The sequence below is a fragment of the Micromonospora sp. NPDC005553 genome (assembly GCF_042871765.1).
In the GTDB taxonomy this organism is placed as follows: domain Bacteria; phylum Actinomycetota; class Actinomycetes; order Mycobacteriales; family Micromonosporaceae; genus Micromonospora.
The window spans coordinates 400,171-414,715 of record NZ_JBIAJD010000005.1; the positions used below are offsets into that span (position 1 = coordinate 400,171).

Below are 14,545 nucleotides of genomic sequence, written 5' to 3' on the forward strand. Positions count from 1 at the left end.
GGCCTGTGGGCTGCCGCTGATAGTTCCGGGCGCAACACGGCCGTGTCAACGGGTTGGCCGCGCCGAAACGGCAGCCGCCCGCACCGGGCCGGCCGCCGACGTGCCGGGCCTCGACGCCGTCGGATGACGTACGCCGAGGCCCGGGCACGGATCAGCAGTAGAGGTTGGCTCCGGCGGACACGCCGAGGATGCCGACGAACTGCTGGTACCTGGTGACGCGGCTCTGCACCTGGGCGGGGTTTCCGCCGTTGCACTCGATCGAGCCGTTGATGCTGCGGATGGTCTGACCGAACCCGGCGCCGTTGACCATCGCATTGTGGGCGGTCATGGTGCCCGGCCCGTTCTGGGTCATCCAGTACCAGATACCGGTCTTCCAGGCCACCGCGGCGTCGGTCTGCACCAGCCACGGGTTGGTCAGCAGCGGCAGGTTGAGCGCGTTGCCGGCGGCGTTGTAGTTGAAGTTCCAACTCAGCTGGATCGGCCCCCGCCCGTAGTAGGCGGCCTGCCCGGCGGGACACCCGTAGGGCTGGCCGGGGTCGCAGTAGTGCGGGTAGTTGGCGGTGTTCTGCTCGACGATGTGCACGAGCCCGCCGGTCTCGTGGTAGACGTTCGCCAGGAAGGCCGCTGCCTCCTGCCGCTGGACGGTGGCACTGCCGCTCTTCGCGAACGCCGGGTAGGCGCTGAGCGCGGCGATGAGACCGGAGTAGGTGTAGAAGGAGTTGCGACCCGGGAACATCTGGTTGAACTGGGCCTCGGTGACCACGAAGCCCCCCGGATTGGTGGGCGGCGGGGTGGTCGGTGGTTGACCACCACAGGTGTACGGCTCCCAGTACCAGGTGCTGACAACGGGGTCGTACCCGGGATTGTCGTGCTCGGCGATGTAGTAGAGGCCGTTGGTGTACCGCACTATCGCCCCGGTGGCGTACCACGTCCCGGCGGCCCAGTTCGGGTAGGCGCAGGTCCCCCCGGTGGGTGGCGTGGTGCCGCCTCCGCACGCGCCGAGGTCCTCCCAGACGCCGGTCGTGCCCGGCGGGGCCTCGTTCTGGGTCCACCACTTCGCCCGGTAGTTGCGGCCGTTGTGGGAGACCTGCGCGTCTCCCCAGTAGACGGCCGAGGCCTGCCACGACGCTGAGCAGGCCGCCGCTGACGCGGCGGTGGCCGGGATGATCGCGACCAGTCCGCCGGCGACGATCAGCGCCGCCAGCGCGACCAGCGCGCGGAGTCTTGTCATGTGGTTGCTCCTTCCTCGGGCCCCAGTGGCCGAGATCCGAGCCGGATATCGACGCAAGTGACTCTAACATCATCTGTTCACAGTCTTTACTAATTCATCGCCCTCGGACGACGGCAACTCCGTGGCCGGCCGCCGATACTTCCGATGAATTTCCGGATCATGCATCTCTCCACTGCTGCGGTTGACGTCGATCGACTCCCCAGCAGATCAACCTCAGCGCAGTCACCACTGGCCACGCCAGGTGCATGCCCCGCGAGCCGCCCTGGCCTGTTCCGGATTGATTCCGGAACTTGTTGACGTGTTCGAATTCTCGCTGTAATACTCCGATCCACTGAGGTCGATACGACAGCAGGCTGCGATCCACCCACCACCACACCTGTCCGGACTGCGCCGTCCGCCGTCCGGGTCTGCGAGAAGGGGCACCAGATGAGCAGACTCCTCCCCCGCACGGCCCTGTGGTCGAGGCGGTTGCGCGCGGCGCTCGCCGTCCTCGCCACCGCGGTCGCCATGTGCGGCGTCGTCCTCGCCGCCACCTCGACCCCGTCGAGCGCCGCCACCTGCAACGGCTACGTCGGCCTCACCTTCGACGACGGCCCGACCGGCAGCACCAGCGCGCTGCTCAACGTGCTGCGCAACAACGGCGTACGGGCCACGATGTTCAACGTCGGGCAGAACGTCCAGAACAACAGGTCGGCCGCACAGGCACAGGTGGCCGCCGGCATGTGGGTCGCCAACCACAGCTGGAACCACGCCCACATGACGTCGATGAGCCAGTCCCAGATGCAGTCGGACCTGTCCCAGACCAGCTCGGCGATCCAGTCGGCGACCGGCAGTCGGCCGGTGCTGTTCCGGCCGCCGTACGGCGAGACCAACTCCACCCTGCAGTCGGTGGCGTCGTCACTGGGCATGCGCCAGGTGATCTGGGACGTGGACTCGCAGGACTGGAACGGCGCCAGCGTCAGCCAGATCGTGTCCAACGCGAGTCGACTCCAGGCCGGTCAGGTCATCCTGATGCACGACGGGATCCAGAACACCCGCGACGCCATCCCCCAGATCATGGCCAACCTGACCAGCCGCAACCTGTGCCCCGGCATGATCTCGCCGTCCACCGGCCGCGCGGTCGCGCCCGACGGCACGACCCCGCCGACCACCCCGCCGCCGACCACCCCGCCGCCCTCCGGCGGCACCTGCACAGCGACCGCCACGACCCCCAACGTCTGGGGCGACAGGTACAACACGTCGGTGACGGTCAGCGGCGCCAGCACGTGGACCGTGGTCGTGGCCATCACCTCGCCGCAGCGGATCTCCACCGTCTGGAACGGCACGGCCACCTGGGACAGCAGCGGGACGGTCATGACCATGCGGTCCAACGGCAGTGGCAACACCTTCGGCTTCACCACGATGACCAACGGCAACAGCAGCGCCCGCCCACAGATCCGCTCCTGCACCTCGGGTTGACATCGCCCGGGTTGAGTCGTGCGCGGTGGGTGCGCCCGGCACCCACCGCGCACCTGCCTGCTCGCCGCACGTGGCCACTAGCCTGCACAGATGCGACACACCCTCACCCCGGGGAATGAGAGCCTGCACGGCCATTTCTCCCCCGATCTCCCGCCCGTGCTCACCATCGATCCCGGCGACACCGTCACCTGTCGCACCCTGGACTGCTGGTGGTCCGCCGGCCCGTACCCCGGCGGGCCGAACCGGGACCGGCCCCGGGTGCCCCAGCACCGCCCCGATTACGGACACGCGTTGATCGGTCCGGTCGCGGTCCGCGGTGCGCGCGCTGGTCAGACCCTCGCGGTACGCATCGACGCGGTCGTCCCGGGCAGCTGGGGAACCACAGTGGCCGGCGGCTGGCCGAGCGAGTTCAACAGGCACTACGGCGTGCAGGATCACCAGGTGGTGCACGCCTGGACGCTGGACCCGGTGACGATGACCGGTCGCAACCAGCACGGGCACACGGTTCCGCTGCGACCCTTCATGGGAGTGCTCGGCATGCCGCCCGCTGAGCCGGGGCTGCACTCGACGACCCCACCGCGCCCGTGGGGCGGCAATCTGGACTGCCGGGACCTCACTGCCGGCACCACCCTGCTGCTGCCGATCCCGGTGGACGACGCGCTCTTCTCCGTCGGGGACGGGCACGCCGTACAGGGTGACGGCGAGGTCGGCGGCACCGCGATCGAGTGTCCGATGGACGAGGTGACGGTGACCATCGACGTACGCGACGACTTCCCGGTCACCGGCCCGGTGGCCCGTACCCCCGACGCGTGGCTGACCATGGGCGTCGGCGCCACCCTCGACGACGCCACGTTCACCGCCCTGGACTCGATGCTGACCCTGATGCAGCGACTGCACGGCCTCAGCCGCCCGGACGCGGTGGCGCTGGCCAGCATCGCCGTCGACGTGCGGGTGACGCAGATCGTCAACCAGAGCGTCGGCGCGCACGCGGTGCTCCGCGACGACGCGCTGCGCTGGCCGGACGCCGGTTCTGTCGGGGGGCGAAGTTAGCGTGTGGTCACTGTCGCCGCGCCGGCCGGATCGCGCCGCTCGCTGACCCTCGGAGGCCCCCATGTCCCAGGAGACGACCTACCTCGAACTGTCCGAAGTGGACGGTGCACACAAGTTCTACGAGGTCATCGTCGACAACGCCACGCTGACGGTGCGCTACGGCCGGATCGGCGACCAGGGGCAGGTCAAGGCGAGCGCCTATCCGGACAACGCCCGGGCCCGGGCCGCCGCGGCGAAGAAGATCGGGGAGAAGGTCCGCAAGGGCTACGCGCCGGCGGTCCCCGGCGTGCGCCAGAAGCGCACCGTGTCGCGGCGGCAGATCGTCAGCACCCGCTCCACCGCCCACACCGCCCCGGTGCTCTGGCGCTACGACTCCGGCGCCCCCGCCTTCGGCATCTTCGTCGACGGGCAGCACTGCATGGTCGGCAACGAGCACGGAGTCATCACCACGCTCGACCACAACGCCCAGGTGCGCGGCCAGGTCCGCCTTCCCGACGGGGTCAAGTGCATCGTCGCCGACGACGCCTGGATCTACGCCGGCTGCGACGACGGCAACGTCTACGACCTGTCCGGCAAGGTGCCCCGCGTGGCGTACGCGATCGCCCCGGAGATCGACATCTACTGGTTGGACATCCACGACGGCGTCCTCGGCGTCTCCGACGCCGACGGCGGGATCACCGCCGTCGACCACGAGGACGAGTTCCTGTGGCGTCGCCCCGGTCGCGGGCGTTCGGCGTGGATGGTGCGGTGCGACGACGATGCCATCTACCACGGCCACTCGCGGGGCGTGACCGGCTACGAGTGGCGTACCGGCAGCGAACTGTGGCACACCACCACCGGTTCGGTGCTCTTCGGCTGGCAGGAGCACGGCAGCGTGTTCGCCGGGACGGGCACCCGCGAGGTGGTGCGGCTGTCCAAGTCGGGGAAGCTCGAACGCACCTACCGCTGCGACGCCCCGGTCTTCTCCTGCGCCACCGCCGAGGGCGGCGAGTACGTCTTCGCCGGTGACAGCCAGTCCTCGATCTACTGCTTCGACGCGGCGGGCACCCGACTGTGGAAGCTCGGCACCGGCTGCGGCTCGGCGTACTCCATGCAGTACCACGACGACCGGCTCTACGTCGTCACCACCGGCGGCCATCTGGCCTGCATCGACGCGAGCGAGCCGGCGATCCGCGCCGCGCAGGCCGGAAACGTGCCCGAGGTACGCGACATCAAGGCCCCCCGCCAGGCGCCCCAGCCGGTGCAACCGACGATCGTCGAGGTGACCAGCGACTCGGGCGCGGGCGTGGTCGTGCAGTGCCGTGACGATCGGGGGCGGCTGCGGGTTCAGGTGCTCTCCGACGGCTACCGGCGCGACTGGTCGGTGCAGTTCCCCAAGGGGATTCGTGAGCCGGGCGCCCGCTATCTGGTGACCGAGGTGCGCGAGTCCAGCCGCGGTGGCTACTACCGCGCGTACGGCGACATCCGCCGGCTGCGCTGAGCGGCGGGCGCGGCCGGGGCCCCTCGCCACCGAGGGGTCCCCGGCCGCACCCGTCGCTGTCGTAGGGTGCCGCCATGGCACACCCCGTCCCGGCCGACGGCGACGCCAGCAGGGCCTGGTGGGCTGCCCCGCCGACGGGGCGGGTCAGTCACCTGCCGGGCATCGACCCGGAACTGCTGCGGGTGGCACTCGACCCGTTACCCCCGGCAGCCCCCGCGATGGTGCACTACCGGCCCACTGTGACGGGTTCTCTCGGTGACCTCGTGGACACTCTGCTCGACCAACTGGACACCGCAGCCCTCGCGATGTTCCCCCGCTGGCTGACGGGGGCCGACCATCTCGACAGCGAGGGCACGCTCGGTGTGGCGGCGGTGCGGGCACTCGCGGCCCGTACCGCCGCCCGCTCCCGGCACTTCGGCCCGTTCCTGGCCGACCTCGCCGAGCGAGGGCTGCGCGGGCCGCGCCGCCCCGCCGGCCGGTCCCGCTTCGCCCCGGGGGTACGCGCCGCCGGGCTCGCCCGGGTGATCTCCGACGCGTACGACCGGGAGAGCTGCGTGCTGGTCGTGGCCCTGCCCGACCTCGACGCCGACGCCGAGCGGACGCTGGTGGCCGCCGCCGAGTGGCTCGTGCGGCACGGTGGCTTCACCGTGTGGTTGGCCGGCGGGCCGCTGCGTCACGCCGACCGGGTGCGCGCGGTGCCGATGCCGGTGCCGGCGCGGTTCACCGGTCTCGCCGGCACTACCGAACGGCTCCCGGCCACCGCCGCCGAGCCGGCGTCGACGGTGCTGGCCTGGCCCCCGATCGCCGGCGTACCCCGCGGTGACAGCCCCGCCGAACAGGCGTTGGAACGCGCGCTCGCGCCGCACGACTGGGCGCGGGGCCGGCGGTGGAACCAGACCTACGAGTGGCACGTCCTGGCCGCGGCGTACCGTCTGGATCTGTTTTGGCCCACGGAGGGTCTTGCGGTCGAGGTGGACGGCCCGGAGCATCGTGGGCGAATCGCTTTCGCCAACGACCGGCGGAGAGACGTGCAGCTGCAACTCCTCGGGCTGGACGTGCTCCGCTTCACCAACGAGCAGGTGCTCACCGACGCGCCGGCGGTGGTCGACGGGATCCGTCGGCTGCTGGCCCGGCGACGCGCGGGCGGCACGCACCCCCACGGAGATGAGACATCATGACGAGCCCGGCGGACGTCCCGCACCTGACGCCGAACCAGATCAACGCCCTCGTGGTGCTGATGGTCGAGGCACGCCGACTCACCAACGTCGAGCTGAAAGAGCTGGCCGGTTTCACACTGACCGGCAAGGACAACACGAAGCTCGTCGACCTGGGCCTGGTCGACACCGATCGGACGCACCGGCCGTTCGCCCACGAGCTGACCGAGCAGGGCTGGCGGGTGGCACGTCAGCTGCACACCGCCGCGCCGCCGAAGGCGGGTGGCTCGACGACCCGGTCCCTGTTCGTAGTCCTGTCCAACCTGCACCGTTCGCTGGACCGGCTCCGGGTCAGCCACGGCGACTTCTTCAAGCAGACCGGGGCAACGGCCGCCCTCAGCGAGCCGCGGCCCGAAGCACCGGCACCCACCGTGACAGCGGCGACCGCACCGGCGGCACCGGTGTCCGCGGCGGAGGTGGAGGCACTGGTCCGCGCGGCGTACCGGGATCTGGCCACCGCGCCGGGCGCGTGGGTCGGCCTCGCCGACGTCCGCGACCGACTCGCCGACACCGACCGGGCCGCCCTCGACGCGGCGTTGCGGGCGATGGTCGGCCGAGAGGACGTCCGCATCATCCCGGTGGCGAACACCAAGTCACTGACCGCACGGGACCGGGCTGCGGCCGTGCGCATCGGGAACGAGGACAACCACGCCCTGGCGATCGGCCCGGCATGATCTCGGAGGACCATCGGGCCGCGCTGGACGCGGTCAGTCTCAACCCGGCGGTCACCCCGGACGACGTCTGGCGACCCAGCCCACACAACGTGCCGGAGCTGCACGAGAAGGTGGCCGCGGAGATCCTGCGCGGGGTGGCGCGGGCCCGCACCGACGACACGAGCATGCCGCTCGGCGTGGCCATGCAGGGCCGCGCGGGTGCCGGCAAGACGCACCTGCTCGGGGCGGTCCGCGAGCGGATCCAGGGCGACGGCGGCTACTTCTTCCTGGTCGACATGGTCAGTGGCAAGACGTTCTGGGAGAGCGTGGCCCTGGCGCTGGTGGAGGGGATGGGCCGCCCCCACGTCGGCTGGGGCACCCAGTTGAAGACCTTCCTACGTCGACTCACCCCCCAGCTCGGCCTGCCGGTGGAGGTGCGGGACGCGGTCGCCGGCACCCGACCGGTGACCCGTGCGCACCTCGACACCTTCATCTGGGCGCTGCGCGAGCGCGATCGGGAGGTCGGGCGGGACGCTCAGGACACCGCTCGGGCGCTCGTCCTGCACGGCGCCATCGACTTCGAGGCACAGGACGTCGGTTACGCCCACCTGATCTCCGAACCGGGTGACCCGGCCGCACGCACGGCGTGGGGACTGAGCGCCGCGATCCGCACCCCCCAGCAGGTCGTGCAGGACATCTCCCGGCTGATGGCCCTGACCCTGGACCCCACTGTCATCGCCGTCGACCAGCTCGACACGCTGTTCGCCCAGACCAGCACCTCACTGCTCAACCAGCATCAGGGTCTGGAGGACGGCCAGGCCAAGGTGCTCGGCCCGATCGCCGACGGCCTGCTCAAGCTCCGCGACATCACCCGCCGCACGCTGGTCGTCGTCTCGTGCCTGCCGGACACCTGGGTGCTGATGACCCGCACCGCACCCACCCCGGTCGCTGACCGCTTCCGTACGGCGCACCTGCCGGACCGGATCCCCACCCCGGAGATCGGGCAGGCCATCGTGGCGAAGCGCCTCGCCGCCGCCTACGCGGGAATGTACTTCGGGCCACCGCACCCCACCTGGCCGATCGCCCCCGCCGCCTTCGCCGACGCACCCACCCTGACGCCACGCGCCCTGCTCCGCCGGGTGGACCGCCACATCGCCTGGTGCCGTGATCGCGACGACGTGGTCGAGCTGGATCGGCTCATCGACGGCGCCGACTCGACGCCGACCGTCAGCACCGCCCGTGGCGTCTCCGCCGATCCGACGACGGACGAGCGCCGCCTGCACGAGTTGGACGCGCGGTTCGCCGAACTGGTCGAGGCCGCGGACGTGTCGGCCGCGGTCGACCCGACGGGCGAGGACGAACACATGCCGCCCCTGCTCGCCGCCGGCCTCGCCGCCTGGATCGCCGAGCAGGCGCCGACCGGGGCCACCTACAAGTACGATCCGCCGCCCGGCCGTAAGCCCGCGCTGCACGGGCGGCTCATCGAGGTGCTCGACGAGGCCACCGAGAACGAGGCGCACTGGTGCTTCCGGGCCATCGCGCACCCCAATGCCATCGCCGTCACCGCCCGGGTCAAGGCCGCCTGCACCCTCGCCGGGCTGGACCGGGACCTGCCACAACGGCGGCTGATCCTGCTGCGCAACGGTCCGTGGCCGACCGGGAAGCGTACGACCGAGGTGTTGAACGGCTTCGACGCGGCCGGCGGCCTGCGGTGCGCCGTGTCGGAGGCGGACCTGCGGGTCTTCGCGGCCCTGCGGGTGATGGCGGCCGAACCGTCCACGGCCCTGCAGGAGTGGCTGGTGGCCCGCCGTCCGGCCAGCGGCACCGAACTGTTCCGCGCGGTCCTGCCCGGGCCCGACGGGACGCGCGGCAGTGCCCAGCCGCCGGCGCCCGACGACGAGCCACCGTCCGGTGGCCCCGAATCCGACCCGTCGCAGGTGTCGGAAGCTGACGCTCCCGCCGATGTGTCGACCGGTGCGGCGGCCGATCCCGTGCCCGCTGACCAGGCCGACCTCGTCGTCGGCGAGGGCGGTCGGGCGGTCGGGCTGGGCCGGACCGTCGACGGCGCTCACCCCTTCACGGTTCCCCTGGAGTCGCTGCGTCGCCACGCCGTCGTGTTCGCCGGGTCCGGCTCGGGCAAGACGGTGCTGATCCGCCGGCTGGTCGAGGAGTGCGCCCGCGAGGGGGTCTCCGCGATCGTGCTCGACCCCAACAACGACCTGGCCCGGCTCGGCGACCCGTGGCCCGACCCGCCGGCCGGCTGGGGCCCCGGCGACGCCGAACGCGCCGCCGACTACCTCGCACACACCGAGGTGGTGGTGTGGACGCCCCGGGTCACCGCCGGTCGGCCGCTGAGCTTCCAGCCGCTGCCCGACTTCACCTCCCTGCGGGACTGGCCCGACGAGTTCGACCAGGCCGTCCGCTCCGCCGTGGAGGCGCTCGCGCCACGGGCGGGCGTGGACCGCTCCGGCCGGCTCGCCCAGCAGGGCAAGGCCGTGCTCACCGAGGCACTCCAGGCGTACGCGCGGAGCGGGATGGTCGGCCTGCCCGGCTTCACCGAGTTCCTCACCGATCTGCCCGAGGGGGTCAGTCGGCTGGCCCGTGCCGGGAAGCTCGCCGAGGAGTTGGCCGAGGCGCTCAAGGCGGCGATGGTCACCGATCCGCTCTTCGGCGGGGTCGGCGCGCCGGCCGACCCGGGGCTGTTGCTGACGCCGTCGGCGGGGCGGCGGGCCCGGGTTTCGGTGATCAGCTTCGTCGGCCTCACCTCCGACCAGGAGCGGCAGAGCTTCGTCAACCAGTTGCAGATGGCGCTCTTCGCGTGGATCAAGCGGCACCCCGCCGGTGACCGGCCGCTGGGCGGGCTGTTCGTGATGGACGAGGCGCAGACGCTCGCGCCCTCGACCGGCACCACCGCCTGCACCGCCAGCTCGATCGCGCTGGCCTCGCAGGCCCGCAAGTACGGCCTCGGGCTGGTCTTCGCCACCCAGGCGCCCAAGGGTCTGCACAACCAGATCTCCGGCAACGCGACGACGCAGTTCTTCGGGCTGCTCAACGCGCCAGCGCAGATCGACGCGGCCCGCCAGCTCGCCGAGGCCAAGGGCGGGCGGCTGCCGGACATCGGCCTGCTCAACAGCGGCGAGTTCTACGCCGCCGGGGAGGGGTTCTCGTTCGTGAAGGTCCGTACCCCGCTGTGCCTGACGCACCACCCGAAGGCGCCGTTGACACCCGAGGAGGTCGTCGCCCGTGCCCGCCCGGCCGGCGTCGACGGTTGACCCACCCCGTCTGGTCAACCTGACGCCATGATCTTCTGCCGGGCGTTCGGCGACATCCGCCGCCTGCGGTGAGCGGCGATGCACGGCAGCGGGGGCAGGCGGCAAACGACGATGCTGCCGCGTTGGGTGTGCCGGGGGGGGACGGCTGCTGCGCTGCCCCCGGCCACTGCCGATCCGTCGACCATCCGCAAGGCGGGCGTCAGGACAGGTCGTAGTCGAACCAGATGCTGTGGGTGCCGTCTTCGTCGACTGTCAGGCCTCCCGTTCCACGGATGCCGGTCAGGCCGCCGGTGCCGCTCGTGGGGACGATCGTCAGGAACTCGGCCTGCCGGTCCTGACCCGTGGTGGTGGCGGAGTGCACGAAGTTGAAGGTGCCCGCGTGGCCGGCGACACTGCCCTCGAACGACTCCATGGCGACGTACGTGCCGGTGCCGGTCGCGGGATCGAAGGCGGCCGTGAAGAGTGTTTCGGATCGGCCGTCGACCTCTCCGGTGAACGTCTTGCGCATGGTGGCGACGCCGACCGGCAGGCCGGTCTTGACCTCGGGGCTCGGCACGGGGACCGCGGTGAACTCAGCCACGTCAAAGGTTCCGATTGCTCGCATGTCCCGCACGGTAGTCCGCTCGCCTGACATTTCCGCCAGGATTACGAGCGCTTCCAGCCGGCTGTCCGGCTGACGTCGACGGGTGACCCGTCCGGCTAGGTAACCTGACGCCATGATCTTCATTACCGCCAAGTTCCGGGTCCTTGCCGAGCACGCCGACCGGTGGCCGCAGATCGCCGCCGAGTTCACCGAGGCGACCCGGGCGGAGCCGGGCTGCCTGTGGTTCGACTGGTCCCGCAGCGTGGACGATCCCACCGAGTACGTGCTGGTCGAGGCGTTCCGCGACGACCAGGCCGGCGGGGCCCACGTGCAGTCCGCGCATTTCCGCGCGGCCCAGGAGACCCTGCCGCCGTACCTGGCCGAGACCCCGCGGATCGTGAACGCCACAGTGCCGCAGGACGACTGGTCGCTGCTCGGCGAGATGGCCGTTCCCGAGGGTCGCTGACCGCCACCGGTCAGCGGTCGGCGGTCGGCGACCGTCGGCGACGCAGCCGGTCCGGGACCCCCCGTCAGCGCAGGCGGCGGGCGGTGAACCGGGCCGGCGGGTCGGCGATCACGTCCTGCGCCGCGATCAGCTGGATCTCCCGGGTGCCCGCCGCGAGAGTGGCCTCGAGCACGGCGTAGACGGAGGCGATGGTGCGTTCCAGCGCGGTCGCGGGTGAGCCGGTCGTCCACAGGTGGGCGAGGTACAGCGCCGCGGTGACGTCGCCCCCACCGTTCGGGTTTATCGGCAGCAGCGGCGTGGTCACCGCCCAGGCGCCCTCGTCGGAGACCGCCACCACCTCCAGCGAGTCCGGGGGCAGGTCGGCGTGGAGCACGCTGGTCACCAGGACGTGCCGTGGCCCGGTCGCCCGCACCACGTCGACCGCGTCCAGCACCTCGGCGAGCGAGTTCGTGGTGCGACCGGCGAGGAAGTCCAGCTCGAAGTGGTTCGGCGTGATGATGTCCGCACGGGGCACGACGGTGTCCCGTAGGTACTCCGGAATCCCCGGCCGGACGAACATGCCCCGGCCGGCGTCGCCCATCACCGGGTCACAGCAGTACACCGCGGCCGGGTTGGTCGCCTTGACCGTCGCCACCGCGTCGAGGATCACCGCGCCCATGGCCGGGTCGCCCTGGTAGCCGGAGAGCACCGCGTCGGCGCTGCCGAGGACTCCGCGGTCCTCGATGCCCGCGATCACCTCGGCCACGTCCGCCGCCGGGAGCATCGGGCCCCGCCACGCGCCGTAGCCGGTGTGGTTGGAGAAGTGCACGGTCAGGACCGGCCAGACCTCGTGCCCGAGGCGTTGCAGCGGAAAGGCCGCCGCCGAGTTGCCGACGTGACCGTAGGCGACAGACGACTGGATGGACAGGATCTTCACCGGCCCATCATCGCCGCTGCGGACGACGGCGCACCGACGGCCCGCCGTTTCTGTCGGGTGGCCCACTCGCCGCCTGAGCGTCGGAACGGCACGAACGGGCGACCCGGACCGTGTCGTCCGGGCCGCCCGAGCGGTGGAGGGCCGACCAACGCGCTGGGTGGCCGTCCCGTCGTACGGTCAGCCGCCGAGGCTCGCCGCGGCCGAGGCGATGGACGAGGCGAAGTAGCTCACCTGGGTGTAGACACCCGGGTAGTTGGGCCGGGCGCAGCCGTTGCCCCAGCTGACGATGCCGACCTGGATCCAGGCGTTGGAGGCGTCGCGGCGGAACATCGGGCCACCCGAGTCACCCTGGCAGGTGTCAGTGCCGCCGCTGGCATAGCCGGCGCAGATCTCCTGGGCGGGGATGAGATCCCCGCCGTAGTTGGCGTTGCAGGTGGAGTCGCTGACGAAGGGCACTGTCGCCTTGAGCAGGTACCGCTGCTGGCCGCCGCCCTCGCGTGCGGCGCCCCAGCCGGCCACGGTGAAGGTGCCGCTGTCGTACGCGGTGGTGCTGGCGATCGGCAGCGTGCTCAGTCCGGTGACGGGGCTGGCCAGCCGGATCAGCGCCCAGTCGCGACCGGCGCCGTTGTAGCCGGGGGCGCGGTAGACGTAGTTGGACCGGACGGTGATCCGGCTGGACGACTGGAGGTCGACCGTCCCGAGCGTCGCGGTGATGCTGGTGTTGGTGCCGGTCGCGCCCACGCAGTGCGCTGCGGTGAGCACCAGCCGGGGGCTGTACAGCGCCCCGCCGCAGCCCATCGAGAGACGGACCATGAACGGGAACTCGCCCTGCGCGGCGCGGGTGCCACCGACGACGTTCGGCGTCATGGGGCTGTCGGCCGCGGCGGCCGGCGCGGTGAGGGTGAGGCTGGCCGCGGTCACCGCGGCCAACGCGGTGGCCAGCAGGCCAGTGAGGGTACGCCAGCGAACCATGCATTCCTCCGCATCAGGATGGCACGCCTCGTGAGCGCACCGCAGTCGAGATAGCGGTCATCATATTGAGGTCTATGGATCTAGTGGGTCATCCTCTCTGGGTCGTACCACCGGCGGTATGGATCTCGCACGGCGCGTGGGCGACCGGTGGTCAGGCGTCTGGCGTGCCCGTGCTCTCTCGGCGGAGAAGCCGGAACGGTGTCTGCACGGTCAGCGGGCCCGCGACCTCCGCGCCCTCGATGCGGGCGACGAGGCGGCGCACCGCGAGACGGCCGATCTCCCTCTTGTCCGGGGCGATCGTGGTGAGGGTCGGGGCAGTGAACCGCCCCTCCTCGATGTCGTCGATCCCGACCACCGCGACGTCCTCGGGCACCCGGTGACCGGCCTCGGCCAGCGCCCGCAGCGCGCCGATGGCGACCAGGTCGTTGTAACCGAACACCGCGTCCGGCGGATCACCGAGGGCGAGCAGGTCACGCATGGCGCGCATGCCGTCGAGCCGACCGAACGCGTCGGTGCGGGCCACCAGCCGTTGTCGGTACGGCAGGCCGGCGGCCGCCAGGGCCTCCCGGTAACCCCGGACCCGCAGGTGGGCCGACTGCCGGTCACCTCCTGGCGTGGCGCCGATGAACGCGATCCGGCGGCGGCCGATCGCCACGAGGTGCCGGATCGCCGCGTGGCTGGCGGCGACGTTGTCGATGGCGATGTGGTCGTGTGGCACGTCGTAGACGCCCTCGCCGATCAGCACGAGTGGGCTGCCGGCCGACCGGGCCAGCACCTCCTCCCGGCCGATGCGCACCGGGCTGAGGATCAGGCCGTCGATGATGCGCTGTCGCGAGCCGTCGAGGAGCGCCAACTCCGCCTCCCGGTCCGCTGCGGTGTTCTCCATGACGAGCGTGTAGCCGAGCACGGCGGCCTCGGAGATGGCGATCTCGGCGAGCTCGGCGAAGTACGGGTTGGTCAGTTCCGGGACGGCCAGGGCGATCAGGCCGGTACGGCCCCGACGGAGGTGCCGGGCGCCGAGGTTGGGGCTGTAGCCGAGTTCATCGATCGCCTGCTGCACCCGTTGTCGGGTCCGCTCCCCCACCGGCCGGTACCCGTTCACCACGTTGGAGACCGTGGCCAGCGAGACACCGGCGCGCTGGGCGATGTCCTTCAGGTTGACGCCCATCCCCAACCTTTCGCGCAGTCGACAGGCGGGCCGACCGGACATTGATGAACAGGCATTGACGGGAGGGTCGGCGCGGCTCTAT

Annotated in this window: 12 protein-coding genes; 7 read left to right on the top strand and 5 right to left on the bottom strand. The window is 71.5% G+C overall.

Annotated elements, in window-relative coordinates:
• Positions 1 to 151: 151 nt before the first annotated feature.
• Complete coding sequence (locus tag ACFYPG_RS22715) at positions 152 to 1,231, bottom strand: glycoside hydrolase family 19 protein (RefSeq protein WP_387353778.1); 1,080 nt, start codon at positions 1,229 to 1,231, stop codon at positions 152 to 154.
• Between the two features lie 426 nt (positions 1,232 to 1,657).
• Here ACFYPG_RS22715 and ACFYPG_RS22720 point away from each other — a divergent pair, with 426 nt between their 5' ends.
• The 6 genes from ACFYPG_RS22720 to ACFYPG_RS22745 all read left to right on the top strand — a co-directional run bounded on the left by ACFYPG_RS22720 (position 1,658) and on the right by ACFYPG_RS22745 (position 10,358).
• Entirely contained in the window at positions 1,658 to 2,689 is a 1,032-nt protein-coding gene (locus ACFYPG_RS22720; RefSeq protein ID WP_355010097.1) for a polysaccharide deacetylase family protein, read from the top strand.
• Between the two features lie 90 nt (positions 2,690 to 2,779).
• On the top strand, positions 2,780 to 3,739 hold the full coding sequence (locus ACFYPG_RS22725) for an acetamidase/formamidase family protein (protein ID WP_387353779.1): 960 nt from the start codon (positions 2,780 to 2,782) through the stop codon (positions 3,737 to 3,739).
• A gap of 61 nt (positions 3,740 to 3,800) precedes the next feature.
• Positions 3,801 to 5,219, top strand: a complete 1,419-nt coding sequence (locus ACFYPG_RS22730; RefSeq protein ID WP_387353780.1) for a PQQ-binding-like beta-propeller repeat protein — start codon at positions 3,801 to 3,803, stop codon at positions 5,217 to 5,219.
• A 74-nt stretch (positions 5,220 to 5,293) separates the two neighbouring features.
• Positions 5,294 to 6,397, top strand: coding sequence for an endonuclease domain-containing protein (locus ACFYPG_RS22735; RefSeq protein ID WP_387353781.1), 1,104 nt, complete (start codon positions 5,294 to 5,296; stop codon positions 6,395 to 6,397).
• The gene (locus tag ACFYPG_RS22740) at positions 6,394 to 7,107 is read left to right on the top strand and encodes a hypothetical protein (RefSeq protein ID WP_387353782.1); all 714 of its coding nucleotides are present in this window, start codon (positions 6,394 to 6,396) and stop codon (positions 7,105 to 7,107) included. Before ACFYPG_RS22735 ends, ACFYPG_RS22740 begins: the two co-directional genes overlap by 4 nt.
• Entirely contained in the window at positions 7,104 to 10,358 is a 3,255-nt protein-coding gene (locus tag ACFYPG_RS22745; RefSeq protein ID WP_387353783.1) for an ATP-binding protein, read from the top strand. The genes ACFYPG_RS22740 and ACFYPG_RS22745 overlap by 4 nt, the downstream gene beginning before the upstream one ends.
• Positions 10,359 to 10,557: 199 nt before the next feature.
• Here the strand turns inward: ACFYPG_RS22745 and ACFYPG_RS22750 are convergent, their stop codons facing one another.
• Positions 10,558 to 10,962: a DUF3224 domain-containing protein gene (locus ACFYPG_RS22750; RefSeq protein ID WP_387353784.1), complete on the bottom strand. Its 405-nt coding sequence runs from the start codon at positions 10,960 to 10,962 to the stop codon at positions 10,558 to 10,560.
• A gap of 112 nt (positions 10,963 to 11,074) precedes the next feature.
• Here ACFYPG_RS22750 and ACFYPG_RS22755 point away from each other — a divergent pair, with 112 nt between their 5' ends.
• A complete protein-coding gene (locus ACFYPG_RS22755; RefSeq protein ID WP_387353785.1) occupies positions 11,075 to 11,407 on the top strand; it encodes a putative quinol monooxygenase in 333 nt (110 codons plus the stop codon).
• Positions 11,408 to 11,471: 64 nt separating this feature from the next.
• On the opposite strand, the gene pdxY is transcribed toward ACFYPG_RS22755, so the two are convergent.
• From pdxY to ACFYPG_RS22770, 3 genes are all read right to left on the bottom strand, one after another.
• Positions 11,472 to 12,323, bottom strand: a complete 852-nt coding sequence (pdxY, locus tag ACFYPG_RS22760; protein ID WP_387353786.1) for a pyridoxal kinase PdxY — start codon at positions 12,321 to 12,323, stop codon at positions 11,472 to 11,474.
• A 177-nt stretch (positions 12,324 to 12,500) separates the two neighbouring features.
• Positions 12,501 to 13,295 (bottom strand): serine protease, encoded by a 795-nt coding sequence (locus ACFYPG_RS22765; protein ID WP_355010089.1) that lies wholly within the window; start codon positions 13,293 to 13,295, stop codon positions 12,501 to 12,503.
• A 151-nt stretch (positions 13,296 to 13,446) separates the two neighbouring features.
• Positions 13,447 to 14,463, bottom strand: coding sequence for a LacI family DNA-binding transcriptional regulator (locus ACFYPG_RS22770; protein ID WP_355010088.1), 1,017 nt, complete (start codon positions 14,461 to 14,463; stop codon positions 13,447 to 13,449).
• Positions 14,464 to 14,545 lie beyond the last annotated feature (82 nt).

Coding starts and splice junctions, on each gene's coding strand:
- ACFYPG_RS22770 (WP_355010088.1), bottom strand. CDS start 14,463: ATGGGCGTCAACCTGAAGGACATCGCCCAGCGCGCCGGTGTCTCGCTG.
- ACFYPG_RS22745 (WP_387353783.1), top strand. CDS start 7,104: ATGATCTCGGAGGACCATCGGGCCGCGCTGGACGCGGTCAGTCTCAAC.
- ACFYPG_RS22720 (WP_355010097.1), top strand. CDS start 1,658: ATGAGCAGACTCCTCCCCCGCACGGCCCTGTGGTCGAGGCGGTTGCGC.
- ACFYPG_RS22725 (WP_387353779.1), top strand. CDS start 2,780: ATGCGACACACCCTCACCCCGGGGAATGAGAGCCTGCACGGCCATTTC.
- ACFYPG_RS22715 (WP_387353778.1), bottom strand. CDS start 1,231: ATGACAAGACTCCGCGCGCTGGTCGCGCTGGCGGCGCTGATCGTCGCC.
- ACFYPG_RS22735 (WP_387353781.1), top strand. CDS start 5,294: ATGGCACACCCCGTCCCGGCCGACGGCGACGCCAGCAGGGCCTGGTGG.
- ACFYPG_RS22730 (WP_387353780.1), top strand. CDS start 3,801: ATGTCCCAGGAGACGACCTACCTCGAACTGTCCGAAGTGGACGGTGCA.
- ACFYPG_RS22750 (WP_387353784.1), bottom strand. CDS start 10,962: ATGCGAGCAATCGGAACCTTTGACGTGGCTGAGTTCACCGCGGTCCCC.
- ACFYPG_RS22740 (WP_387353782.1), top strand. CDS start 6,394: ATGACGAGCCCGGCGGACGTCCCGCACCTGACGCCGAACCAGATCAAC.
- ACFYPG_RS22765 (WP_355010089.1), bottom strand. CDS start 13,295: ATGGTTCGCTGGCGTACCCTCACTGGCCTGCTGGCCACCGCGTTGGCC.
- ACFYPG_RS22755 (WP_387353785.1), top strand. CDS start 11,075: ATGATCTTCATTACCGCCAAGTTCCGGGTCCTTGCCGAGCACGCCGAC.